A 26,257-nucleotide genomic window follows, 5' to 3' on the forward strand; every position below is an offset into this window, starting at 1 on the left:
AGAGCTGTGGTCCCACCTGATCCCATTCCGAACTCAGAAGTGAAACACAGTATCGCCGATGGTAGTGTGGGGTCTCCCCATGTGAGAGTAGGTCATTTCCAGGCGCCTAATATACGAAAAATCCCCAGCACTGCGTGTTGGGGATTTTTTCGTTTATCTACCTGTCTAAATTGCTGTTGCAATAATGGAATAAGGCGACTCTAGTTGAGTTGCCTTTTTGCTGTGGGCTCAAGTACTTCTCGAATATTAATCATACGATAGTGTGGTCGATATGCAATGTGAGAGTAAGCCATTTTCAGGTGCCTAATACACGACAAAGCCCTAGTAGATAATGCTAGGGCTTTGTCGTGTATACGCTTAGCTAAACTGTTCCAGACACCCTAGAGGCCAACGATCTGATCCTTAACTAAATCAGTAGACATTGTTTACTCAAAAACTATCTAACACGATGGCTTGCTAATTATAAACTTAAATGGATTAATTTTTCTAAAATGGGTTTGTTTGCCTCGGGAAATTCATATTCGTTTAGGGACTGCACTTTAACCCATTTAACTTGTTGGCCTTCCATGCCTGAGGCATTGCCATTAAAGTCAGTAATGAGGTGAATATCGAGTCTGACGTGCTTGTCTGGATAGTCGTGACTGATATCCATAAATTTGGTTGTACTGCTTATGTCTAAATTAACTTCTTCCTTAAACTCACGAATTAATGCATCGGTCACAGATTCATTTTGTTCAACCTTACCCCCAGGAAACTCCCATTTACCACCTTGATGAAGGTGTTCTGGTCGTTTTGCGAGTAAAACTTGTTTATGTTCGTTTATGACAATGCCAACTGCTACATGTATTCTTTTTTGCATTATAGTTCTCGTGGTAGTGCCATTATTGTTTAAAAAAATCTTCTTCATCGTAGCCGATATCATCCAGCATATCGGGGTCAATGTTGTTTTTTACAGGGATGCTGTGCTTTTCGCTTGCCCAGTCACCGAGATCAATAAGTTTGCAGCGTTCACTACAAAATGGCTTAAATAAAGATGTGGCGCTCCATTCGACTGATGTGCTGCAAATAGGACATTTTACGATTAACGGCATAGTGATTTCTGTTCTCCACTCACCAATTAATGATGATTAGCGGTGTTATTAATGGTTCATTGCTCAATGGTAAAGGGTTTAACCGCAGGTTGCCAGTGAGAACGCGATTGTTTCGTTGGTGTGACGTTGTATATTGAAATCAACAAAGTGAATGGCATATCGATTTTTATGACCACTGATTGTTGGGTAACAATTATGGCTAGGATCAATTTTAACGCGGATTAATGACAGTGGTTGTGGTGAAGTGCCTTGAAAAAAGCCAGCATGTGCGCTTAGAAGTGTAAACTCGGCTGCATTACGATAAATGCTTAATAATAGTGTAATCGGCGCTAAAAGCGGCTCAAATTGATGTAACCAGTACTGAATATCTTGCTGTCTATGTTGCCAGTCTTTCGCTAACCAGAAGTGGAGTTGTGGCAAGTCAAAATTACAGTAGGCTCCCGTCATATTAAAACGCTGTCGCAATGCAAAAATAAATTTATCTTGCTTAAGTTGACAGCCAACCCTTTCTGGATGCTGCAATGGCGCTTTAAGTGCGTTGAGCTGCTGGATAAGTTGACTAACTTGTTCGGTATCGGCTTCTTGTAAGTAGCATATACTGCGCAGTAGTTGTACTTGTCTGTCGATATCTTTTAATACTTCGGTTCGATAATCACAACGTTCGGTAAGCTCTACAAGGGAAAATAAGGGGTAAAAGCACTGGTGCTGTTGATCTTGAGCGATACAGCGTTGTATTTGTTGTGCAAGGTTTTCTAAGCGTAAGTAACTGCGTATTTTTTCATTTAATGGTTGTTCGTAAATTAATTCAGTCATTAGGCTTATTAGATAATTCGGCTGCTTGTTGTAAGAAGAGTTGATGCAGACGAGTTACTTGACTGCGCAACAGCTCAATATCTCCTTGATTGTCAATAATGTGATTAGCTTTATCAATTCGTTGTTGCCTACTCATTTGGCTTGCGAGTATATGTTCAACTTGTTGTTGACTAACGCCGTCACGTTGCATCGTTCTTGAAATTTGTAACTCAGGGGAAATATCTACCACCAAAGTTGTACTGACTAAACTATCTAATTGATTCTCAAATAGCAAGGGCACAACCATAATGACATATTTAGATGTTGATGCTTGCACTTGGTCTAACATCTTTTGTCGGATCATTGGGTGTAGTAAGTTATTGAGCCATAGGCGCTGTGTTTCGTTATTAAACACTTTGTTACGCAGAGTTGCTCTATCTAGTTGGCCATTGGCAAGTAATATTTCATCACCAAAGTGATCAACAATAGCACTAATCCCAGCAGAGCCTTTTGCAACGACTTCTCTGGCAATCACATCAGCATCAACCAACTCAATACCGAACTCTGCAAACAGATTCGCCACGGTGGTTTTCCCGCTAGCGATGCCACCTGTTAAGCCTACGATAAACTTCTGGTTGGTCATAGGGTGCTTAAATACCAATTAATGATGTCTTGCCCCCAGACTAGAGCAATCCAACCCGCTGCCGCAATATAAGGGCCAAACGGAATCGGGTTACCTTTTTTTAGCTTCTTAGTGATGATCATCATAATGCCTACAACCGCGCCTACTAGCGACGACAGCAATATAATGAGCGGGAGCATTTGCCAACCTAGCCATGCGCCAAACACCGCGAGCAATTTAAAGTCGCCGTAACCCATGCCCTCTTTGCCAGTAACGAGTTTAAATAGCCAAAACACAGACCATAAGCTTAAATAGCCTGCAGCAGCGCCAATAATGGCATCTTCAGGGCTGGTGTAAATCCCTTTAAGATTAATCACTAGCCCTAGCCATAATATTGGTAAGGTAAGTTGATCGGGTAACAGCATTTCATCTAAATCGATGCCGGTGAGCGCCACTAAAACAAAGGTTAATATGCTGGCATAGACAAACTGCCAGCTAGGGCCAAAATAGAACGCCAGTGTGGAGATGAGCAAGGCCGTTAACAGCTCAATGATAGGATAACGAGCTGAAATGGCCGTTTTACAATTAGCGCATTTACCTTGTAAGGATAGCCAACCCACTATAGGTAAATTGTGCCAGGGTTTGATATTGCTTTTACACTTTGGGCAAGCCGAACCCGGCACCACCAAATTGTACTTCGCAGGAAACTCGTCAATGGGTTTATGTAAACGCTCACTACCTACTTGCTTAACAATATCGGGATGATATTCGTTTAAATAAAAGTTGCATTCGCTTTGCCATTCACGCTTCATCATTACCGGTAAACGATGGATCACAACGTTAATAAAACTGCCAATGGTGGCAGCAAAAATAAAGCTAATCACCACAAACACCCAAGGATACTGGTGCATTGTTGTGATAAAAGTTGAGATAAATTCAGTCATTTTATTCTTTTAATAAGTTATACAATATTACCCATTTCAAAAATAGGTAAGTACATACCGATGATTAGTCCGCCCACAACCGTGCCAATTACCACCATCATAATTGGTTCAATTAGGCTAGATAATCCATCTACAGCGTCGTCTACCTGCATTTCATAAATGTTGGCAACTTTATTGAGCATTTCATCTAGGCCGCCCGATTCTTCGCCAATCATCACCATTTGGATTAGCATGTCTGGAAAGAGGCCTGTGGTGCGCATGGCCACGTTCATCTGCATGCCTGACATTACCTCTTGGCGAACTTTAAGCAGAGCTGAGCGATATACGTAGTTGCCGGAGGCGCCTGCAGCAGATTCCAGGCCATCAATTAAAGGGACACCAGCGGCAAATGTGGTGGCTAACGTTCTTGCAAAACGAGCCATGGCGGCCTTGTGGAGTATGTCTCCAATAGCAGGGATTTTTAAAACCAGTTGATCAATTTTGTCACGAAAACTTTGTGATGTTCTGTGGGTTTTTTTAAATAACCAAATAGCAACAATAATCGCGATAGCAAAATAATACCAAGAAGCTTGTAGCCACCGCGAAATTCCAATAATTAATTGAGTAAAGGCAGGCAGTTCAGCACCAAATCCTTTAAAAATATCTTCAAATTGTGGCACAACAAATAACAGTAATAGTGTTGTTACCAATATTGCCACTATTACAACTGCAGCAGGGTAAAACATGGCTTTTTTGATTTTAGATTTTAACTGCTCGGCTTTTTCGCGATAGGTTGCAATACGGTCAAATACTGCATCTAATGAGCCAGAATGTTCACCAGCTGCCACTAGGTCAACGTATAAATCATCAAAATACAGCCTATGGGGTCTTAAGGCATCGGACAGCGGGATGCCTGATTGCACATCCGATAAAATGGTGGCTAACAACTCCCTCATTTTGGCTTTTTCGTGGCCGCGACCGAGTAATTCAATGGTAGTGACTAATGGTACACCAGCAGAAAGCATGGTGGCTATTTGGCGAGTGATCATGGCAATGTCCATTGCGGTGATCTTTTTCTCTGACTTAAATAGCGGCGCCGATTTTTTGCGCACACCTTTTGGGGTTACGCCCTGGGCTTTTAATATACTGCGGATTTCAGCAATGCTGGTGCCCCGTAATTCACCTGAAGTGCGTGCACCATCGCGATTTAGCCCTTTCCACTCGTAGGTAAATACTTTAGGTTGGTGTTTTTGGGCTTGTTTTTTCGTTTTAGGTTTTCTTTTTGCTGCTGCAGTGGCCATAGAGCCAGTCCTTTTTTTAGCGCATATTCTAACGCATCTTTTTAACGAAATTTTCACGTGTTTTTTAATGAACGGTATTCGTTATCGTGATAAATTTAGCGCGTTATGTCCATCGGAATTAACTGATACTGTAGACTAATTAAAAGCTGGTGACACGGTTTATTTCTGCAATACTGGTTACGCCTTGTATTACTTTGAGTAACCCAGATTGGCGTAAATCGCGCATACCGTGCTGCTTAGCCTGTTTGGCAATTTGCAGTGAGTTGCCGCCTTCCATAATAGTGCGGGCGATTTCATCACTCATTTTCATCACTTCGTAAATACCGACACGGCCTTTATAACCACCCGAACATAGCTCACAGCCTACTGGTTTAAATACGCTGATCCCTTTACTAATGTCTTCCTCTTGAAAACCTAGGCGTTGTAGCTCTGCCGCGGGGATGTCTTCTGGCTGTTTGCATGCGGGGCATAAACGCCTTGCAAGGCGTTGGGCAATAATTAAATTGACAGAACTGGCAATGTTATAACCGGGCACACCCATGTTAATTAACCGGGTTAGGGTTTCGGCTGCTGAGTTAGTGTGCAGTGTCGATAACACTAAGTGACCGGTTTGCGCCGCTTTAATGGCAATTTCGGCGGTTTCTAGGTCGCGGATTTCACCAACCATAACGACATCGGGGTCTTGCCGTAAAAATGAGCGTAAGGCCGAGGCGAAGGTTAAGCCGGCTTTTAAATTAATGTGAACCTGGTTAACGCCTTCTAGGTTAATCTCTACCGGATCTTCGGCGGTTGAGATATTTCGCTCTTCGGTGTTAAGGATATTAAGCCCAGTATACAGGGACACGGTTTTACCTGACCCCGTCGGGCCAGTGACTAAAATCATCCCCTGAGGTTTGGCAAGCATTTCTTCGTATAATTGGCGTTGATCGTCTTCGTAACCCAGCTTTTCAATACCAAGCTGTGCTGAAGATGAGTCCAGAATACGCATTACAATTTTCTCGCCCCAAATGGTGGGTAGGGTGCTCACGCGAAAATCGATGGATTTGGTGCGCGACAGCTTCATTTTAATGCGGCCATCTTGCGGTACGCGGCGCTCGGCAATGTCTAGTTTAGACATTACCTTTAAACGAGCAGAAATACGCCCAGATAGATTAACTGGCGGCTCGGATACTTCATGTAAAATGCCGTCAATACGAAAACGAATGCGGTAACGCTTTTCATACGGTTCAAAATGTAAATCTGAGGCACCTTTGCGGATGGCATCGGTGAGAATTTTATTGATGTAGATAACAATCGGCGCATCATCGCTACTGTCACTATTTTGCTCGTCGCGTCTTTCTGTGTCAGTGACTTCCATGTTGGCAAGTGCTTCTTCATCTGCGCCTGCTAAATCGAGCCCTGAAATGTCATCTTCAATAATCTTTTCTAGCGCTTTAAGCAGTTTATCGTCTTCAACGAGAATTGCTTCAGCATGTAAGCCTAAACTGAATTGAAAGTCTTCAAGGGCTGCAATATTGGTTGGATCAGATGTTGCGATGTAAAGACGATTCCCTCTTTTAAAAAGGGGTAAACACTTGTGTTTTTCAATGAGCTTTTTATTTAGTAATTCTTCAGCAATACTGAGTAAATCAAATTCGTTTAAATCGAGTAAAGGTGTGCCGTATTCTTCATAGCATAGCTCAGCAATTTCTCTAGCGGAAAGTAATTTTGAATGGATTATCGTAGTAACTAATGATTGCTTTAGTTTGCGTGAATCAGAAATAGATGTAGAAATCTGCTCTTCAGTTAGGAGGCCTTTGCGGATAAATAACGTTGATAAACCTAAATGGAGTGCGGTTGATGACATATAAGTGTGTCTTCTTAATTGTTAACAGAAGCCTGCATTTATGCAAGTTGAAGTATTGGACACCTCCCATATTAAACTGCTTGAGGAAGGTGTTGGAGTCAAAACAAAAGACTCAGAGTTAAATCCATCACCAGATATAGCATTGGCAATAATAGTACCATCAATTAATATATTTATGTCACTTATATAAGTGGCTAAGATTAGTTGATTTTTAGTTAGTCCTATCTTTTCAAAGTCATTGCAATTTTGTAGCGAGTAATACCCTCTTGTTTGAAAGCAAACATCAATAGAAGATTTAACAACACCTACAGCAGCAGTTACTTCCACAAATTTAGTCCTATTGGCATAAGTCTTATATTTTGGTAATGCAACAGCACTTAAAATGGCAATAATAGATATAACTATCATTATCTCTATTAAAGTAAAACCACTATGCTTTTTCAGCATAGTGGTTTTCAATAATAATTTATTGTGATTAATTAGCACAAACCTGCAGCAACACAATCACCTGTCTGTGCCCAAGTTAATGTGCCATTAGCAGCAGAAGGTGTCAGGATGTATGTTTTACCATCAACTGAAGCTGCACCAGTAGCAGTAATCGCAGCAGTACTAGCATCAATTTCTACTTTCGATACATGAGTACCATTGGCTGCACCCGTAAGGTCTGCACCAACTAATGCTGCAGTACTGCAATTTGTTAACACACCAGCTCCACGTGTTTGGAAGCAGGTGTCAATCGATGTTTTTACATTTGAGGCAGCTAAAACAACTTCAGCAAAACGTGCTTTCTTGGTGTATTGTTGATAAGCAGGTAGTGCGATTGCTGCAAGGATACCGATGATCGCGACTACGATCATTAATTCAATAAGAGTAAAACCCTTAGCGTTTTTGATTTGGTTGATACCTTTCATTTTTCTCTCCGTAAAATTAGGCCTGGTAGTATCAATCCTCGATAGCGATTCACTCATTGCTAGTATTAAGTGAAGTCGCTGGCATTCCATTTGCCTACACCGTAAAGCACAATTATGTGGGTTTAGATGGTGTGTCTAAATAACCACGATTTTTTAATAGCGCCAACATCAGTTGCATTGCTAAGGCGTACGCGGATCAATGCAGAGCAGTTTGTGTTATTGATGTTTTAACACTTACAGGCTCTTTTAGCATTTAATGCTAGCATTGTTAGCACTTTTGGCGCGTTTAACGCTTAGCGTGCCTACCCAATACGCCCTGTTAACACCGTTAATGTTAGCAGATTATGTTGTTAATGACATTTCGGCTGAGCAGTAAATCTAGAGTAAATACGCTAACATTAACATAGAGGCACTGAACATTTGCTCAAGTAAGTCTAACTTAGATGTTTACAAATGTGGACTAAATGTTAACAGGTTTGCACTTATTTACACTTTAGCGATTACTGTGCATGGCCGAAAGGCCAGCTCGCCTAAAGTAAACGTTAGTATAAACTGGTTTAAAATGGAATAGTTTTACCGTACAAATAAAAAATAAATGTCTAAAAATGCTCTAATTTCATACTTTCAGTGTGTCATACGGTAATTTTATTTTGACGATACGAGTTTGTAGAGATGCTTTTTTGACAAAAATGCAACAACGTCGATTTGTTGACGGTTTTTATGGCTGCAAAAAGCCTAGATTCGAGAGCGCTACGCTTCTAAGTTCTAGAAGCGCAGCGACCTAGCAGGACGAAGTCCGCCCTAGAATCTAGGACCTAGATCCTAGAACCATCACGCCTTCAATCTTAATGACAAATCTAAGGCTTTAACGTGTTTGGTCAGAGCGCCGACAGAAATATAGTCGACCCCTGTTTGAGCAAATGTGGCTAAGGTGTCTAATGTGACATTGCCCGACACTTCAAGTTTGGCGCCTTTACCTTGATCTTTATAACGATTATTAATGCTCACTGCATCGACCATCATGGTGACGTCGAAATTATCGAGCATAATAATGTCGGCACCACCGTCGAGTGCTTGGGTTAGCTCGTCAAGTGATTCGACCTCTACTTCTACCGGTTTGTTGCTGTCTAATGCTCGTGCTGCTGTAATGGCTTGTGATATCCCGCCGCAGGCCATGATGTGGTTTTCTTTAATTAAAAAGGCATCAAATAAACCAATACGATGATTTTTACCGCCGCCGCAGGTGACCGCATATTTTTGCGCAGTGCGAAGCCCGGGGATGGTTTTACGAGTGTCGAGTAAACGGGTATGGGTGCCAGAGAGTTTGTCGACATAATGTTTGGTGAGTGTTGCTGTACCAGACAAGGTTTGAATAAAGTTCATTGCCGTGCGCTCGCCGGTTAAAATGGCGCGGGCAGGCCCAGATAATTCGCATAGCACTTGATTTGGTACCACTAAGTCGCCGTCGTCGACATGCCAATGCAACACCACTTCACCACCAAGTTGGTTAAAGACTTGTTCGGCCCAGGCTTTACCGCAAAAAACGCCGTCTTCGCGGGTAATTAAACTGCCTGAAACGTGTTTGTCTGCAGGAATGAGTTGTGCAGTAATATCTGCCGTTAACATGTCTGCGATGGTGGAGTGGGCGCTGTGGCCTAAGTCTTCATCGAGTGCTGTTTTTACTGCGTGGCGGATGTCATTTTCTAACATAAGCAAAGTCCTTGCTAAAGAGCGTGATAGGGTAAAACGACTCGCGATAAATAGCGTAGTCAATTACCAAAATGCATTTACACAAGATTACCATATTTACGCACTAATCTGACACTCACTGGTGCGCAATTTTTAACATTGGTATTCATGTTTAATGCTGTTAAATTTACTGTATCGACATTGAGTTAGGGTTGTTATGACTATTGGAGTATTAAATAAGGGTTGGCTTAACAGTGCTCGTGTCTGTGTTTCGCCACATTTTAATCAACGGCCAGACGACGAAGTGAGCTTACTGGTGATTCATAACATTAGTTTACCGGCAGGCTGTTTTGGTTTACCGCACATTGATAATCTGTTTCAGGGCTGTTTAGACATTGAGGCCGATGACAGTTTTATTGATTTAGCGGGGTTACAGGTATCGGCACATTTTTTAATTCGCCGCGATGGCGAAGTGGTGCAGTATGTAAGTTGTGATGATCGGGCTTGGCATGCTGGGGTGTCTAGTTTTAACCAAAGAACGGGTTGTAATGACTTTGCCATTGGTATTGAAATGGAGGGCACCGATAGCAGCGGTTATACCGATGTGCAATATGAACAATTAACACTGTTAACATTGGCCTTAATGGCGCAGTATCCTATGATTACCTTAGCAAACATTGTGGGTCATTGTGATATTGCTCCCGGACGTAAAACCGATCCAGGTGATAGCTTTGACTGGGTACGTTATAAGCAAGCCATTATTGCAGCAACAGTAGCAGCAACTTGAATACACTTGGTAAGGCTTGTTGTCGAGTGTTTAGTCAACTTGAACAGACGTGTTTCAGAACGTCATTGTGTTTTTAATGCTAGGCGTGTTAATGGGCTAATCTAGAGCTTACACACGTTTACGCTACGGCTTTTGTTGATTTAGCTGATTTGGGAAAGGGAAAAATCATTTCCCGCAGTCATTACTCACAGGTTTACCTACAATCAACGCCTTTAAAATGCGTGTAAATTCTAGATGAAATCGAGCCTATTCAGGTTGTTTAGGTATATACGACAGAGCATAGGTAAAAAGGATATTCATGGCGTTATTTTCATTATTAGTGGCGATTTTAGTTGAGCGACTTAAATTACTGCCTAGCGGATGGCAGTTTGATAGTTTAATGGTGCGTTACCATAAACAATTTTGGGATGCAAAATCGCTAGCATCTGAGTTTGGTGTAGTGATGGCACTAACATTGCCTGCCGTGGTGGTGTTTGTGGTGAGCCATTTACTGCAAGGGATGTTGTTTGATTTACTCAGTTTGGCTTTTTGGGTTGTGGTGTCGATAATTTGTTTTAGTCACCAACATTTACGCGCGGTATTTAAACAGTACATTCAGGCGGCCTGTCGGGGCGATGTGCAAGCGTGTTATCGCTATGCTGGCCAACTTGATTGTACTGAGTGTATCGATGTGGTTGATGAACAAGATTTAGGCAAAAAAGTAGGGCAAACCGTTGCTTGGATTAATTACCGTTACTATGGCGCGGTAGCACTATTTTTAATCTTTTTGGGCCCAGCTGGCGCTGTGTTGTACTGTACTGTGCGTTTTTTCAGTGACTTTAACGCTAAGCAGTGCATGGACATGCCATTAGTTAATGATTTACTCACCATACTTGATTGGTTACCAAGCCGAGTATTTAGTTTTGGTTATGTGTTAAGTGGCCAATTTAGTAGTGGTTTGCAAGCCTGGCGGCAATATAGTTTACACCTTAATTGCGAGGCCAAAACAATTGTGACTCAAACAGCGGTGGCGGCTGAGTCGTTGCCTGAGGCGGGCAACGCTCCTGTGAGTGTGCAATCAACTCTAGCATTGCTGGCATTAAGTAAGCGCAATTTTGTTTTACTGTTAACTTTGGTGTCGGTATTAACCATTTTTGGTGTTGTTAATTAGTTTCGAGGGCGGACTGCGTCCTGCTAGGACAGCTTCGCTGCTGAGATACTAGGGCGGACTGCGTCCTGCTAGGACAGCTTCGCTGCTGAGATACTAGGGCGGACTACGTCCTGCTAGGACAGCTTCGCTGCTGAGATTTTATTCTTTTTAGCAGCGTCGCGCTCTAGTTTCTAGTTCCTAGATTCTAGATTTAAGCGCTTTAGGGGAAATGGTCTGACCCCTTTTATTTAAATATCGGTTATGCTCGTGGATTGAGCGTTTTAAACAAACTAGTGCTGAGTTGTTAATAAGCTGATAACTAGACATGGCCTGTATGATTTGCTAAAGTGCGCTCTATCAAATTAATTGGTAAGACCAATTGACAATCGCTTGTTTATGGAGCAGAGCGCCTAATGGCTTATAGTAAGATTACCCAGCCAAAAATTTCCGATGTGATCATGGAGCAATTAGAGCGCATGATCCTCGAAGGCAGTTTGCAGCCGGGCCAAAAACTGCCTCCCGAACGCGAACTTGCTGTGCAGTTTGAAGTGTCGCGTCCTTCATTGCGTGAAGCTATTCAAAAGTTAGAAGCAAAAGGGTTGCTAATGCGTCGTCAAGGCGGTGGCACCTATGTTAAAGAACAACTCTGGCAAAGTCTTGCCGATCCTATTGTTGAATTAATGCATAACGACTCAGAAAGCCAATATGACTTACTGGAATTTCGTCACGCCACTGAAGGCATGATGGCTTACTTTGCCGCACTTCGTGGTACAGATGCCGATATGCAAAACATTAATAACCGCATTATTGAGGTTGAGTCAGCCGCCAATATCGAGGCCAAAGCGGATGCGATTGTGCGTTTTTATCGCGCGGTGGCCGAGGCGTCTCACAATGTGGCAATGCTGCATTTGGTCCTCAGTTTAACCCCTGTGCTACACAAAAATGTTGCACAAAACTTGGAGCTTTTAAGCCGACGCGCAGAAGCTTCAACCATGGCAAATGATCACAGACGGGCATTATTGGCAGCGATTGTTCGCCGAGACCCAGATGCTGCACGTGAGGCTTCGAACGAGCACTTAAGCTATATCGAAGAGGTCATGCTATCAGTAAGAGAAGAAGACAGTCGGTTGCAGCGTAGTTTGCGCCGCTTAAAGAGTGGTGGATAGGCCAAGCTCTTTTCGCGCCAAGCCTGACACTTTTAATTTAATTATAAAACCTACTCTACACACCCTTTACAGGTGTATTAGATAAAACGTATAGGAAAGACTACCAATGTCTGAACATTTGCTAAAAGATATTGATCCACAAGAAACAAGCGAGTGGTTGTCTGCTTTAGAATCAGTGGTACGTGAAGAAGGAGTTGAGCGTGCTCAGTACCTTCTTGAGCAAGTATTGGATAAAGCCCGTTTAGATGGCGTAGATATGCCAACGGGTGTGACCACTAACTATATCAATACCATTGCAACTAAAGACGAGCCCGCCTACCCGGGTGATACCACGCTTGAGCGTCGTATCCGCTCTGTTATTCGTTGGAACGCAATTATGATTGTGTTGCGTGCATCGAAAAAAGATTTAGAGCTTGGCGGCCACATGGCGTCTTTTCAGTCTTCTGCCGCGTTTTACGAAACTTGTTTTAACCACTTCTTCCGTGCACCGAATGAAAAAGACGGTGGCGATTTAGTGTATTATCAAGGCCACATTTCTCCAGGTATTTATGCGCGTGCATTTGTTGAGGGGCGTTTAACGGCTGAGCAACTTGATAATTTCCGTCAAGAAGTGGATGGTAACGGTATTCCATCGTACCCACACCCTAAATTAATGCCTGAGTTTTGGCAGTTCCCAACGGTATCTATGGGTTTAGGCCCAATGTCTGCTATCTATCAAGCGCGTTTCTTAAAATACCTTGATGGCCGCGGCTTAAAAGATACCTCTGCGCAGCGTGTGTATGCCTTCTTAGGTGACGGTGAGATGGATGAGCCGGAATCTCGTGGGGCAATTTCGTTTGCATCTCGTGAAAAACTAGACAACTTATGTTTCCTGATTAACTGTAACCTACAGCGTCTAGACGGCCCTGTTATGGGTAACGGTAAAATTATTCAAGAGCTTGAAGGTTTATTCCGTGGTGCAGGTTGGAACGTAGTCAAAGTAATTTGGGGTAACAACTGGGATGCATTAATTGCTAAAGATACCTCAGGTAAGTTACTGCAACTGATGAACGAAACTGTTGACGGCGACTACCAGACCTTTAAGTCAAAAGATGGTGCTTATGTTCGTGAGCACTTCTTTGGTAAGTACCCAGAAACCGCAGCTCTCGTGTCTGACATGACCGATGCACAAATCTTTGCTCTTAAGCGTGGTGGTCATGAGCCATCTAAGCTATTTGCAGCTTATAAAAACGCTCAGGAAACTAAAGGTCGTCCAACCGTTATTTTGGCTAAAACCGTAAAAGGTTATGGCATGGGTGAAGCGGCAGAAGGTAAAAACATTGCTCACCAAGTGAAGAAAATGGACATGACTCACGTACTGCAATTACGTGATCGTCTAGGCCTACAAGATTTATTAACTGATGATGCGGTTGAAAACCTGCCTTATTTAACACTTGAAGAAGGCTCGAAAGAGCATGAGTACTTACATGCTCGTCGTAAAGCGTTACATGGTTACACGCCACAGCGTTTGCCTAACTTTACTGAAGCGTTAACCCTGCCAGCCCTTGAAGAATTTACCCCGTTGCTTGAAGAGCAAAAGCGTGAAATTTCATCAACTATGGCGTTTGTGCGTACCTTAAATATTCTTTTAAAAGATAAAGGCATTGGCAAAAATATTGTGCCAATTATTGCCGACGAAGCGCGTACATTTGGTATGGAAGGTTTATTCCGTCAAATCGGTATTTATAACCCATCTGGTCAAACTTATACCCCTGAAGATCGTGGCGTTGTGTCTTACTACAAAGAGGCGACTTCAGGCCAAGTATTGCAAGAGGGTATTAACGAGTTAGGTGCGATGTCATCTTGGGTGGCAGCGGCAACGTCATACAGCACTAACAACTTACCGATGATCCCATTCTATATTTACTACTCTATGTTTGGTTTCCAACGCGTGGGTGATATGGCGTGGATGGCAGGCGATCAGCAAGCTCGTGGTTTCTTATTAGGTGCTACCGCTGGCCGTACTACCCTTAACGGTGAAGGTTTGCAGCATGAAGATGGTCATAGCCATGTTCAAGCAAGCACAATTCCTAACTGTATCTCTTATGATCCAACCTTTGCTTATGAAGTGGCAGTGATCATTCAAGACGGTATTCGCCGCATGTATGGCGAGCAAGAAAATGTGTTCTATTACTTAACCCTAATGAACGAAAACTACGCGATGCCAGCGATGCCAGCCGGTAGCGAAGAAGGTATTCGTAAGGGTATTTATAAGCTTGAGTCGCACAAAGGCAGCAAAAAAGTGCAGCTAATGAGCTCGGGCACCATTATGAATGAAGTACGTAAAGCGGCGCAGATCCTGAGTGAAGAATATGATGTGGCATCAGATGTCTTCTCAGTTACGTCATTTAACGAGCTTGCTCGTGATGGCCAAGATGCTGAGCGTTACAACATGTTGCATCCTGAAGCGGCTGAGAAACAAGCTTATATTTCTACCGTGATGGGCAGCGAGCCTGCAATTGCTGCTACCGACTACATGAAGAACTATGCTGAGCAAGTACGTGCTTACATGCCATCTGTTTCTTACAAAGTATTAGGTACTGATGGTTTTGGTCGTTCAGATAGCCGTGAAAACTTACGTCGTCACTTTGAAGTAAACGCGGGTTATGTGGTTGTAGCTGCATTAGCTGAGCTTGCTAAACGTGGCGAAATCGAAAAGTCGGTTGTGACTCAGGCGATTGCTAAGTTTGGTATCGACACTGAAAAGACCAACCCGTTATACGCATAAGAGGCTAGATAAAATGGCAATTGAAATTAATGTTCCTGATATCGGCGCGGATGAGGTTGAAGTGACTGAAATCCTTGTTAGCGTAGGCGACAAGGTGGAAGAAGAGCAGTCTCTTATCAGCGTTGAAGGCGATAAAGCGGCAATGGAAGTTCCTGCTTCTGCTGCCGGTATCGTGAAAGAAATTAAAGTGAAAGTGGGCGATAAAGTGGCTACTGATTCGTTAATTATGATTTTTGAATCAGACGCAGCGCCAGCAGCGAGTGTGGCACCTGCTCCACAAGCCGCAGCGCCTGTTGCAGCTCCGGTGGCAAGTGCTGCACCTGCGCTTAAAGACGTTAACGTGCCAGATATTGGCGGCGATGAAGTGTCGGTCACTGAAATTTTAGTGAAGGTTGGCGACACCATTACAGAAGAGCAATCGCTATTAAGCGTTGAAGGCGATAAAGCGGCGATGGAAGTGCCAGCACCGTTTGCTGGTGTACTTAAAGAAATTAAAGTGGCCGTTGGCGATAAAGTATCAACCGGTTCACTTGTGATGGTATTTGAAGTGGCCGGTAGCGCACCAGCTGCTCCTGTTGCTACAGCCGCAGCGCCGGTAGCGACTGCATCTGCCGTTAAAGATGTTAACGTGCCTGATATCGGTGGCGACGAAGTGGTTGTCACAGAAGTTATGGTTAAAGTGGGTGACACCGTTGCCGAAGAACAGTCTTTAATTAGCGTTGAAGGCGATAAAGCGGCGATGGAAGTACCAGCACCATTTGCCGGTACCGTTAAGTCAATTGTTGTTAGCCAAGGCGATAAAGTATCAACTGGCTCATTAATTATGACTTTCGAAGTGGCCGGTAGCGCGCAAGCACCGGCCCCAGCTCCTGTAGCCAGTGCACCGGTTGCCGCAACCCCTGCGCCGGCCGCTCCTGCGCCGGCCGCTCCTGCGCAAACGGCTGCTGCAGCAAAAGAAGACTTTGTTGAAAACAGTGCTTATGCCCATGCGTCACCGGTTATTCGCCGCATGGCGCGTGAGCTTGGTGTTAACCTCGCGAATGTTAAAGGCTCTGGTCGCAAAGGTCGTGTGGTTAAAGAAGACGTGCAAAACTACGTGAAAGCGGCGGTTAAGCAAGTTGAGTCTGGTGCGGTTAAATCTGCAAGCAATGGCGGCGGTGAGCTCAATCTACTTGCATGGCCAAAGGTAGACTTTAATAAGTTTGGCGAAACAGAAGTTAAGCCATTATCACGTATTCAGAAGATTTCTGGTGCTAACCTACACCGTAACTGGGTGAAAATCCCGCATGTTACCCAGTGGGACGATGCTGATATTACTGAGCTTGAAGAGTTCCGTAAGGCACAAAATGCACTTGAAGCGAAGAAAGATTCTGGCATGAAGATCACTCCATTAGTGTTCATCATGAAAGCGGCTGCTAAAGCATTAGAAGCCTATCCAACGTTTAACTCTTCATTATCAGAAGATGGCGAAAGCTTAATTCTGAAGAAGTACGTTAACATTGGTATTGCTGTAGATACACCAAATGGTCTTGTGGTGCCAGTGTTTAAAGACGTTAATAAAAAAGGCATTCATGAGCTGTCGAACGAGCTTAAAGTGGTATCGAAAAAAGCCCGTGACGGTAAATTGACCGCATCTGACATGCAAGGTGGCTGCTTCACCATTTCAAGCTTAGGTGGTATTGGTGGTACAGCATTTACACCAATCGTCAATGCGCCAGAAGTGGCCATTTTAGGTGTGTCTAAGTCTGACTTTAAGCCTGTTTGGAATGGTAAAGAATTTACCCCACGCTTAATGCTACCGCTGTCGCTATCATACGATCACCGTGTGATAGACGGTGCAGATGGTGCAAGGTTCATTACTTATCTGAACCAGTGTTTATCAGATATTCGTACCTTAGTACTTTAATACCAATAGGCTGCTTGATTATTCAAGCAGCCTATTTTGTTTACAGATATACCCAATTAATGCTTGTTGAACACGCATCTTGACGTTGTTTGAGTAATAGATGCCAATCAATCCGACTTTCTAGGATTGTGATTCGTGTCAAACAAAGTGTAAAATGCGGTCAGCTTACACGATCTGGCCACGAGGCGGTATCACCGTCAATAGCAAAGGATAGAGGAAAACATGAGTAACGAAATTAAAACTCAGGTAGTTGTATTAGGCGCGGGCCCTGCAGGTTATTCTGCGGCTTTTCGTGCTGCAGACCTAGGCTTAGAAACCGTCATTATTGAACGTTACAGCACCTTAGGTGGCGTATGTTTAAATGTGGGTTGTATCCCATCTAAAGCATTATTGCACGTATCTAAAGTCATCGAAGAAGCAAAAACGGTGGCAGCTCACGGTGTAAGTTTTGGCGAGCCACAAATCGATTTAGATAAATTACGCAGCTATAAAGAAAAAGTTATCGGCCAATTAACCGGTGGCTTAGGTGGCATGGCTAAAATGCGTAAAGTGACTGTGGTTAACGGCTTAGGTAAATTTACTGGCCCAAATACCATTGAAGTGCAAGGTGAAGATGGCGTTAAAGTGGTTAACTTTGATAACGCGATTATTGCAGCTGGTTCTCGTCCTATTAAATTGCCATTTATCCCACACGAAGACCCACGCATTTGGGATTCTACCGATGCGCTAGAGTTGAAAGAAGTGCCAGGTAAGTTATTGGTGATGGGCGGTGGTATTATCGGTCTAGAAATGGGTACAGTATACTCATCACTAGGCAGTGACATTGACGTGGTTGAAATGTTTGACCAAGTTATCCCTGCTGCTGATAAAGACATTGTTCAAGTCTTCACTAAGAAGATCAAAAACAAGTTTAACTTAATGCTAGAAACCAAAGTTACAGCGGTTGAAGCTAAAGAAGATGGCATTTATGTATCGATGGAAGGCAAAAAAGCACCTGCTGAGCCAGTTCGTTACGATGCCGTATTAGTGGCCATTGGTCGTTCACCAAATGGTAAGTCTTTAGATGCTGAAAAAGCAGGCGTAAATGTAGATGAACGTGGCTTTATCAATGTTGATAAGCAATTACGCACTAACGTACCGCACATTTATGCAATTGGTGACATCGTTGGTCAACCTATGCTTGCGCATAAAGGCGTGCATGAAGGCCATGTTGCTGCTGAAGTGATTGCGGGTATGAAACACTACTTTGACCCGAAAGTGATCCCATCGATTGCTTACACAGATCCAGAAGTTGCATGGGTTGGTGTTACTGAGAAAGAAGCAAAAGAGCAAGGTTTATCTTACGAAGTTGCTAAGTTCCCATGGGCTGCCTCTGGTCGTGCAATCGCATCTGATGCAAGCGACGGTATGACTAAGTTAATTTTCGACAAAGAGACTCACCGCGTGATTGGTGGTGCGATTGTGGGTGTTAACGGTGGCGAATTACTTGGTGAAATTGGCCTAGCGATTGAAATGGGTTGCGATGCTGAAGATTTAGCATTAACCATTCATGCGCACCCAACGTTACATGAGTCAGTCGGTTTAGCGGCTGAATTATACGAAGGGTCAATTACAGACTTACCTAACCCTAAAGCGGTTAAGAAGAAGTAATAACACGACTTTGTTTGAATAAAGCACTCCATAAATGGGGTGCTTTTTTTTGGTTTATTTTTAGTGGTTATAGTCTAGGATTAAAGGGAGAACCTAGTCGATTTAACATCAATTGGGATAAATAAGTAATCAACCTGAGATCGGGATAATAAACGCCTTTCAAACAGTCCTTTGCCCTGTTAACTGTGTTGAATCGACTTGCAATAGGCTAGCTATTGACGCGTCAATTCGCCTTGTTAGCAGAACAAATGACAAGCTTGAAAGTGAGAAAGAGTAACGTGTTGATTTTAAATAGCATAAGTTCATCCCTTATCCCGAACTCAGGTTAATCAGATAGTACGCAGGCAAAATCGCTTAGCACAAGGCAGAAATTGCAGCGAGGTCGTTGTGCTACCTTCAATGTTTTAAGCATGACCACATTTTTGTGCTAATTGGTATAACCCTGCGTGATAATAAACGTCTTTCAAGCAGTCCCTTGTCTTGTTAACTGCGTTGAATGCAATTGCAGTAAACTCACTGCTGGTGCGCTCATTTGCCTTGTGAGTTAAACCAAAGCCATGTTTGAAAGAAGTTAAAGTTAACGTGTTGATTTGTATGATTATCAATACATTCCTTATGCTGCGCTTAGGTTAATGAAATTACACCGCCAAATATTAACCAGCGCTTACGATAAGTTAGTGACTTTAATGTATTAATAGTGTTAAAACAGTCTTTATATTGCGAAAAAATGGGCGTGTCAGCAATGCATTGCAGCATGACACAGGCGCTTGCAAGGAATACCAATGAAAACACCCACATTAAATATGCATAAGTGAATAGACCTTATTTATGATTAAAGCATTTTTATTTTTCAGTTGTACTTTGCTATTGGCACTGGTGGTATTGCCGGTGAGTAGTGCTGAAATTGTTCAGCGGGTATTTAACGCTAAAGATGGATTAGCAAATGCAAGGATCCAGGACATTAGTTTTGACCACTACGGGTTTGTGTGGTTAGCGACGCAAGAAGGCTTATACCGAGTCAGTAACAGTAAAGTAAGACGCATAGACAAGGTTGGCTTTGATTCTGTATTAAATGATGAGCTTATTACGTCGGTGATCAACTCTGGTTCAGACCACTTACTTATTGGCACTCAGTCATCACTTTATTTGTACAACATTCTTGATAATCAGTTTCGTTTACTGCTTAATCCAGCAGAAAATGCGGCCTCCAAGACGGATCAGAGCATTCGCGTCGTTGCCTATCAGCGCCAATTAGATAATCAATTGTTGCTGCTGAGTTATTCTGGCAAGGTTTACTATTACGATGATGCTACACAGTCGTTAGTATTAGCGACTCAATTTAATTTAGACAATCAATTATCTTGGATAAAGGCTTTGCAGCTGCATGATGGTCAATATGTGTTTGCGACTAAAAGTCACCTACAAATCCACCTTGCCGATGGCACCTTTTTGGGCGATTTCCCCTGGACAGACAAAAACGGTCTAATCAAAAACATATTTCAAGATAAACAACAACGTGTTTGGTTACTCACATCAAATGGGTTGCACCAGCTTTTTCCTGACTCTTTAACAATTAAAGCAATCAAAGACATTCCTTATTTTGTTGAACAAATGGCTGAGGATCTGAATGGCGATTTGTGGATTTCAAGCCGCAGTGGTTTGATTTGGTGGGAACAGCAGAGTAATCAGTTGACGATTTATAAAGATGAATTAAAACAACAAGCCAATATTGATTACATTCATGACATTGCGGTAGATACAGACGGCTTATTGTGGGTGGGCGGCTCTGGAGATGGCCTAGCGGTCGTTGCCAGTAAACAGGCATTTCTTATTGAAAAGTACTCAAGCAAATCACCCTACGAACTTGCCAATGAAATGGTTTGGTCGATTTATACCGAAGGCGACAAAATTTGGTTTGGAACTGACGGTCGTTTATCCGTTGTAGAGGGTAAAGGGAGCTCGATAACTGTTATTCCGCCAGGATTAAAAATTAGTGACAGCATATATACGCTGGCCTCCTTGGATGAAAATCATATTGTATTAGGTACTACAAGTGGCCTGTATGTGGTGAATAAAATAACCAATGCAGGGACTGACTTTGCGAGTTGGAGCGGGGGTAAAGAGTCGTTAGACGGTAAAGTGATTGTTAAATTGTACCGCGACAAATTAATACCACAACGGTTATGGATTGGTACTAACAAGGGGCTTTATTATTGGCAAGAAGGCAATAAAGACCTAGTACTCGCCTCGTTATTTGATGCCCAAAAAGAACCTGCTAATACCTGGTACAGTGACTTTTTACGAGATGATCAAGACAGGTTATGGATCACAGGAGGCAAAAATTTTGGTTATGTCGATGTTAATGGTGCTTATCATTCGCAGTTAGGCATATTCAGTGATTTAGAAAATAAGCCAATGATCAATTCTTTGATGCAAGTTGCGCCAGATATTCTTTGGTTAGGGACAACACAACAAGGGATTATTGAACTGAATACCCAAACCAATGCCACTAAATCGCTCGACCAACAGTGGCAGATTGATTGTAAAGTGGTGTACTTTTTACAACAAACTAGCACGGATTATATTGTAGGGTGTGTTAGTGCATTAATTAAAATAAATAAAAATACGGGTAAAGTCAGCTCGTTTAGTCATAAAGATGGCTTTATATCTGATGAGTTTAATGAAGCCGCCCAATTTTACGATAACAATATTGGCTTTTTTATTGGCACACCAGATGGCGCAATGCTAATTGATTTAGATAAGTTGGCATCGAGAACGGCTCACGACAATGTGCTGCTCGAGTCTGTGTCAGTTTACTATGACGATAACACCGCGGTGTATTTAATCCCCAGCCAACTTACTCAAGTCGAGCCCGGTGCCAATCTGATTAGCTTTCATATTGCCTTAAACGATTACCTCGACGAAAGGCCCATGACCTTGCAATACCGGCTTGTAAAAAGTGGCACAGAGCCAGGTAACTATTTGTTACTCGAAGGACAGTCACAAATTAATATTGCCGGATTAGAGGCGGGTAAATACATTTTAGAATTACGCTATAAACGTAATGGTATTTGGTCGAGTACGCCGTTTCAATATTCATTTACGGTAGAACAATTTTGGTGGAAATCGCAGCAATTTAAAGGAGCATTAACGGCTGTAATATTGCTGATAGGTTTTGTGCTTCTGTTGTATAGACACAGGCAAATTAAGCGGTTTAAACAAATCAATAACGACTTACAAGAAAGTGATGACAGGTTGCGTCAAGCACTTAAAGGTAGCGACTCAGATTTATGGGAGTGGCACGCAGACACGCAATTATTATTACTCGATAACCGCAGTGGTGTATTAGGCAGCGAAGACACGATTGAGATCAAGCTGAAAGACTTACCGATTCATAAAGGCGATCTTGAACGTGCGCTTGCCGTTTGGCGTGAGTTTACAAGCGGCATCACCGACATGATTGATATTGAATATCGCTATTTACATCGATTAGATAAGTCTTGGCATTGGTTAAGAGTAAAAGGACGACCCATTAAGACCGACTCGCAAACTGGCAGAGTGGTTCACGCGGCAGGTATGTTTACTGATATTACACAAAAGCGTGCGCTTGAAAGTGAGGTGAATTTACTGGCTCAGGCTTTTGAGAATACCTCAGAAGGCATGCTTATTTTAGATATTAATAAGGACATTATTATCAGTAATACCGCCGCCAATCTGATTTTATCTGCTAATAAACGTGAGCTGATTGGCAAGCCATTTATTACTTTGGTTGAGCACTCTGAAGAGCCTTTTGACATGGAGGAGGTATTTGACCATGACCGTTACTGGACGGGCGAATGTGAGTTTACTTGTATTGATGAGTCGAAATGTCCTGTTTGGATGAACGTGTCTACAATGGAAAAGGGCAATGCAGAACCTCTGCACTATGTCGTGGTGTTTTCAGACATTACCGAACGCAAACACAATGAGTCACATCTCAGGCGATTAGCCAATAACGATATGCTAACGGGATTGGCTAACCGCTCAATGTTTTCGCGACGCCTTGGTCAGGTTATCGAGGTTGCAAAACAGCAAAAGGAAACACTCGCGTTATTATTTTTAGATTTAGATAGGTTTAAGCATGTTAATGATTCTTATGGGCATAGCATGGGAGATGCGTTACTTGTTGAGGCCGCTAATCGGTTACAGGGTTGCCTGTCTGAAGAACATTTATTGTGCCGTTTTGGCGGGGATGAATTTGTCATCTTATTGCGTGACGCAAAAGACATTGACACCATTAACCACATTGCCAAGCAGTTAATACAGCAGATTGAAATGCCCTTTAAACTGTATGGTAGAGAGTTTTTTATTTCGACCAGTATCGGTATTAGTATTTGGTCAGGAGATGATCAAACCCCCGAAACACTCATCAAAAATGCCGATTTGGCAATGTATCATGCAAAAGATGAGGGGAGAGGCAATTTTCAATATTACTCAGCTGAGCGAAACGCTGAAGCGCTCTACCATTTACGCCTAGAAGCGGATTTACACAAGGCCATTGCTGCTAACGAATTTGAGGTCTATTACCAACCACAAGTGGATATGAATAAAGAAAACCTTTTTGGTGTTGAAGCACTCATTAGGTGGCGTCATCCTGTTGATGGTTTAGTGCGTCCAGATGTGTTTATTGGTATTGCAGAGTCATGTGGTTTGATTGTTGAAATTGACCGCTGGGTACTCACTCAAGCTTGTCTTGATGGGGCAAAATGGTGCCAAGAATTGCAGCAAAACCTCCTGGTATCGGTCAACGTGTCTGCCATGCATTTTAGGCAGCCGGATTTTATTGATTTTCTCACTGCCACACTCCATAGCACAGGAATGCCAGCACAATGTTTGTCAGTTGAAATTACCGAAGGCGTGTTAATGAAAGAGGTTGAGATTGCCACGCAACATTTATTAGCCCTTAAGCAATTGGGCGTTGATGTTGCGATTGACGATTTTGGCACAGGTTATTCGTCTTTAGCCTATTTACGATCGTTTAAAGTGAATGCACTTAAAATCGATCGGTCATTTTTGATCCATATTGACCAAAACCAAGCCGATCAGGCCATTGTGAGCAGTATTATTGAGCTGGCAAGAAACTTATCTTTAGAAGTCATTGCAGAAGGGGTTGAAACACCTGAGCAACTCTCGCAAGTTGTTGAGCGTGGCTGTCACATTATTCAGGGGTATTATTTTGCAAAACCCATGCCCAAAGCCGAGCTTGAACTGTATATGAAGCAATACCAGTAATTAAACAGCCTGCCCCAACGGCCAGTGGTTTATTTAAGATAAGCCGGAGCTTATGAGTGTGTGAATAAGCGATACTTTGCTAGAATAGGGTGTGTTTATTTAATTGCGGGATAATTTATGCAAACCATTTTGCGTCTTAATCAGCTAGGTTATTTTTTGCTTAGCCTTTTGTGTTTTAGTGTGGTGACTCAACCCGCAATAGCTGCACCTAAAACGACAAAAGAAAGACCTACAATTGGCCTGGTGCTCAGTGGTGGTGGTGCTAAGGGAACGGCGCATATTGGTGTGCTCAAAGTGCTTGAAAAACACCGTATCCCCGTAGACTATATTGCCGGAACCAGTATTGGTGCATACGTAGCAGGTATGTATGCATTAGGTTACAGCGCCGATCAAATAGAAACCATCATGCTCAATGGCGAATGGTCTAAAGGTTATTCTGACACCATACCGCGCGAAAGCTTAAGTTATCGCGACAAGCAACAACGAGATCAGTTTAATATCCCACTCACTGTTGGTTATAACAACAATAGCTTAACTTCACCCAGTGGCTTATTGCGTGGGCAAAGTATGTCGTTACTCCTTAGGCATTCGACTGATCTGGTTGAGCAGTTTGGAGACTTTGACGATTTAGCGATCCCTTATCGTGCAGTGGCAACCGATTTGGCAACGAGCGAGGCGGTGGTGTTATCTAGCGGCAGTGTTGTACAAGCAATGCAAGCTTCTGCCACCGTACCTGGTGCACTTCAACCAGCGATTATTGACGGGCGTTTATTAGTGGATGGCGGTATCGCCAATAACATGCCTGTAGATGTTATCAAAGCCATGGGCGCCGATATTGTGATTGCGGTAGATATTGGTTCGCCATTAGTTGGTCAGGATAGGTTAGACAGTACAGTGGCAGTGCTTGAACAGCTGTCAACGATATTAACTCAAGCCAGTACCGCCAGGCAGAAAGCGTTGCTGACAGAGCGAGATATTTTGATCCGTCCCGCCATCGATGTGCTCAGTACCACCGACTTTTCTATTATGCCATTGGCGCTAAAATTGGGCGTTGACGCCGCTAACATTCAATTAGAGAAACTGAAAAAGCTCGGGATGAGTGAACCCGCCTATTTAGCCTATCAAGAGAACAAAAAGCAGCAAAGCCTACGTTGGGTCGATCCGCTTAAAAGGCCAATTTATAAAATAACGTTTAAAAATCAATCTAAAGTGAGTGAAAAACTGCTTAGAGAACGTTTGGGCATAGAAAAAGGCGACATACTAACCAAAGAAGAACTTGCTGAAGCCATTAATCGGGTCTATGCCTTAAATAAATTTGAGCGTGTTGACGCTGAGTTTAAAGATGTAAAACAAGGCCGAGTTATCACCATTACGACTCGTGCAAAATCGTGGGGCCCGAATTATTTTCAAGCTGGGTTTAATTGGGAAGATGACTTTAGTTTAGATTCTGCCATTACCTTAAGCTTAGCCTATACCATGACAGATTTTACCCAAATGGGAGGCGAGTGGCGTAATGAAGTTGAGCTGGGGTATCGTAAATTAGTGGCGTCGGAATTTTATCAGCCACTTGACCGTGACCAAACCTTTTACAGTTTAGCGCGTTTACAATATCAGATGCGCAATTGGGATTTGCTTGATCAAGATAGTAGCTACTTGTTGCTCGAAAATAATGTTGCTCAATTTGAGTTAGGTCTGGGTTACAACTATGACTCCGATGGACTGATAGAACTTGGGTTTGTAGGGGAAAACGGCCAAGTTAAAAGCGAGGTCAGTGCACAAAACTCAATCAATTACCATTCTACTGGTGCTTATCTAAAACTGACCTATGACACGTTAAATAGCATTAGTTTCCCTACTGAAGGAAACCGCTTTACCTTTACCAGCTATCTACGAGATGAATCTTACAGTGGAATGATAAGCGCAGACGATTCTTTTGACGATGATTTAGCTTGGCAGTTTGAGGCCGATTGGAAAGGGGCTCTTGAGCTAGGTAACCATGCCATTGTGGGGAAAGTTGAGTTAGCAACAACACAAAATGACGGCAACTTTACCTTGCATGTTGCAGAACTAGGTGGTTTTTTAAACTTATCAGGCTACCGTAAAGACACATTAGTGGGCGCACATAAAATTTTCAGTGCAGTGATTTACCAGTATGACTTAGGTCGTGATGTACTGATTACCGATTTACCTTTATATCTAGGTGTTAGCCTTGAAGGCGGTAATGTGTGGTTTGAACGCAGTGAAATGGACCTAGACGATTTAATTTACGCCAGCAGTTTGTACCTCGGGACTGACACCGATTGGGGCCCCGCAGCCTTGGGGTTTGGGCTTAGTGACCGCGGCGATAAGGCATTTTACTTATTTTTAGGTAAGAACTTTTAAGCAGTTTATCTAAGCTTACAGCCA

General features: G+C 42.9%; 18 protein-coding genes and 1 rRNA gene. 9 read left to right on the forward strand and 10 right to left on the reverse strand.

Translation table 11 applies throughout. The annotated features are described in order from the left end of the window. A 5S ribosomal RNA gene (gene rrf / locus L2703_RS08905) occupies nucleotides 1-104 on the forward strand; the annotation flags it as partial. A 356-nt stretch (nucleotides 105-460) separates the two neighbouring features. On the opposite strand, the gene mutT is transcribed toward rrf, so the two are convergent. The 10 genes from mutT to nadC all read right to left on the reverse strand — a co-directional run bounded on the left by mutT (nucleotide 461) and on the right by nadC (nucleotide 9,196). Continuing rightward, on the reverse strand, nucleotides 461-859 hold the full coding sequence (gene mutT, locus L2703_RS08910) for an 8-oxo-dGTP diphosphatase MutT (RefSeq protein ID WP_248970753.1): 399 nt from the start codon (nucleotides 857-859) through the stop codon (nucleotides 461-463). Between the two features lie 22 nt (nucleotides 860-881). After that, nucleotides 882-1,091 carry a DNA gyrase inhibitor YacG gene (gene yacG, locus L2703_RS08915; protein ID WP_248970754.1) on the reverse strand — a complete coding sequence of 70 codons (210 nt, stop codon included), beginning with the start codon at nucleotides 1,089-1,091 and terminating at the stop codon, nucleotides 882-884. Nucleotides 1,092-1,169: 78 nt separating this feature from the next. Further along, nucleotides 1,170-1,904 carry a cell division protein ZapD gene (gene zapD / locus L2703_RS08920; protein ID WP_248970755.1) on the reverse strand — a complete coding sequence of 245 codons (735 nt, stop codon included), beginning with the start codon at nucleotides 1,902-1,904 and terminating at the stop codon, nucleotides 1,170-1,172. Then, the gene (coaE, locus tag L2703_RS08925; protein WP_248970756.1) at nucleotides 1,897-2,526 is read right to left on the reverse strand and encodes a dephospho-CoA kinase; all 630 of its coding nucleotides are present in this window, start codon (nucleotides 2,524-2,526) and stop codon (nucleotides 1,897-1,899) included. Before coaE ends, zapD begins: the two co-directional genes overlap by 8 nt. Continuing rightward, a complete protein-coding gene (locus L2703_RS08930; protein WP_248970757.1) occupies nucleotides 2,523-3,449 on the reverse strand; it encodes a prepilin peptidase in 927 nt (308 codons plus the stop codon). Before L2703_RS08930 ends, coaE begins: the two co-directional genes overlap by 4 nt. 17 nt (nucleotides 3,450-3,466) lie before the next feature. After that, the gene (locus L2703_RS08935; RefSeq protein WP_248970758.1) at nucleotides 3,467-4,729 is read right to left on the reverse strand and encodes a type II secretion system F family protein; all 1,263 of its coding nucleotides are present in this window, start codon (nucleotides 4,727-4,729) and stop codon (nucleotides 3,467-3,469) included. Between the two features lie 139 nt (nucleotides 4,730-4,868). Then, nucleotides 4,869-6,575 carry a type IV-A pilus assembly ATPase PilB gene (gene pilB, locus L2703_RS08940; RefSeq protein WP_248970759.1) on the reverse strand — a complete coding sequence of 569 codons (1,707 nt, stop codon included), beginning with the start codon at nucleotides 6,573-6,575 and terminating at the stop codon, nucleotides 4,869-4,871. A 21-nt stretch (nucleotides 6,576-6,596) separates the two neighbouring features. Continuing rightward, nucleotides 6,597-7,022: a pilin gene (locus L2703_RS19000; RefSeq protein WP_283107844.1), complete on the reverse strand. Its 426-nt coding sequence runs from the start codon at nucleotides 7,020-7,022 to the stop codon at nucleotides 6,597-6,599. A gap of 32 nt (nucleotides 7,023-7,054) precedes the next feature. After that, complete coding sequence (locus L2703_RS08950) at nucleotides 7,055-7,486, reverse strand: pilin (protein ID WP_283107845.1); 432 nt, start codon at nucleotides 7,484-7,486, stop codon at nucleotides 7,055-7,057. 831 nt (nucleotides 7,487-8,317) lie between these two features. Beyond that, nucleotides 8,318-9,196 (reverse strand): carboxylating nicotinate-nucleotide diphosphorylase, encoded by an 879-nt coding sequence (gene nadC, locus L2703_RS08955; RefSeq protein ID WP_248970760.1) that lies wholly within the window; start codon nucleotides 9,194-9,196, stop codon nucleotides 8,318-8,320. A gap of 196 nt (nucleotides 9,197-9,392) precedes the next feature. Here nadC and ampD point away from each other — a divergent pair, with 196 nt between their 5' ends. From ampD to L2703_RS08995, 8 genes are all read left to right on the forward strand, one after another. Continuing rightward, nucleotides 9,393-9,962, forward strand: a complete 570-nt coding sequence (gene ampD, locus L2703_RS08960; RefSeq protein WP_248970761.1) for a 1,6-anhydro-N-acetylmuramyl-L-alanine amidase AmpD — start codon at nucleotides 9,393-9,395, stop codon at nucleotides 9,960-9,962. Nucleotides 9,963-10,260: 298 nt separating this feature from the next. Beyond that, a complete protein-coding gene (gene ampE, locus L2703_RS08965; RefSeq protein WP_248970762.1) occupies nucleotides 10,261-11,112 on the forward strand; it encodes a beta-lactamase regulator AmpE in 852 nt (283 codons plus the stop codon). A gap of 392 nt (nucleotides 11,113-11,504) precedes the next feature. Then, the gene (gene pdhR / locus L2703_RS08970) at nucleotides 11,505-12,257 is read left to right on the forward strand and encodes a pyruvate dehydrogenase complex transcriptional repressor PdhR (RefSeq protein ID WP_248970763.1); all 753 of its coding nucleotides are present in this window, start codon (nucleotides 11,505-11,507) and stop codon (nucleotides 12,255-12,257) included. A gap of 106 nt (nucleotides 12,258-12,363) precedes the next feature. Next, nucleotides 12,364-15,024 carry a pyruvate dehydrogenase (acetyl-transferring), homodimeric type gene (gene aceE, locus L2703_RS08975; RefSeq protein WP_248970764.1) on the forward strand — a complete coding sequence of 887 codons (2,661 nt, stop codon included), beginning with the start codon at nucleotides 12,364-12,366 and terminating at the stop codon, nucleotides 15,022-15,024. A gap of 13 nt (nucleotides 15,025-15,037) precedes the next feature. Further along, on the forward strand, nucleotides 15,038-16,930 hold the full coding sequence (gene aceF, locus L2703_RS08980) for a pyruvate dehydrogenase complex dihydrolipoyllysine-residue acetyltransferase (protein ID WP_248970765.1): 1,893 nt from the start codon (nucleotides 15,038-15,040) through the stop codon (nucleotides 16,928-16,930). Between the two features lie 222 nt (nucleotides 16,931-17,152). Then, nucleotides 17,153-18,580, forward strand: a complete 1,428-nt coding sequence (gene lpdA / locus L2703_RS08985) for a dihydrolipoyl dehydrogenase (protein ID WP_248970766.1) — start codon at nucleotides 17,153-17,155, stop codon at nucleotides 18,578-18,580. 828 nt (nucleotides 18,581-19,408) lie between these two features. Then, entirely contained in the window at nucleotides 19,409-23,851 is a 4,443-nt protein-coding gene (locus L2703_RS08990) for an EAL domain-containing protein (RefSeq protein WP_248970767.1), read from the forward strand. A 117-nt stretch (nucleotides 23,852-23,968) separates the two neighbouring features. Further along, complete coding sequence (locus tag L2703_RS08995) at nucleotides 23,969-26,233, forward strand: patatin-like phospholipase family protein (RefSeq protein ID WP_248970768.1); 2,265 nt, start codon at nucleotides 23,969-23,971, stop codon at nucleotides 26,231-26,233. The last annotated feature ends 24 nt before the right edge of the window (nucleotides 26,234-26,257 follow it).

The organism is Shewanella basaltis (assembly GCF_023283885.1).
In the GTDB taxonomy this organism is placed as follows: Bacteria; Pseudomonadota; Gammaproteobacteria; order Enterobacterales; family Shewanellaceae; genus Shewanella; species Shewanella basaltis.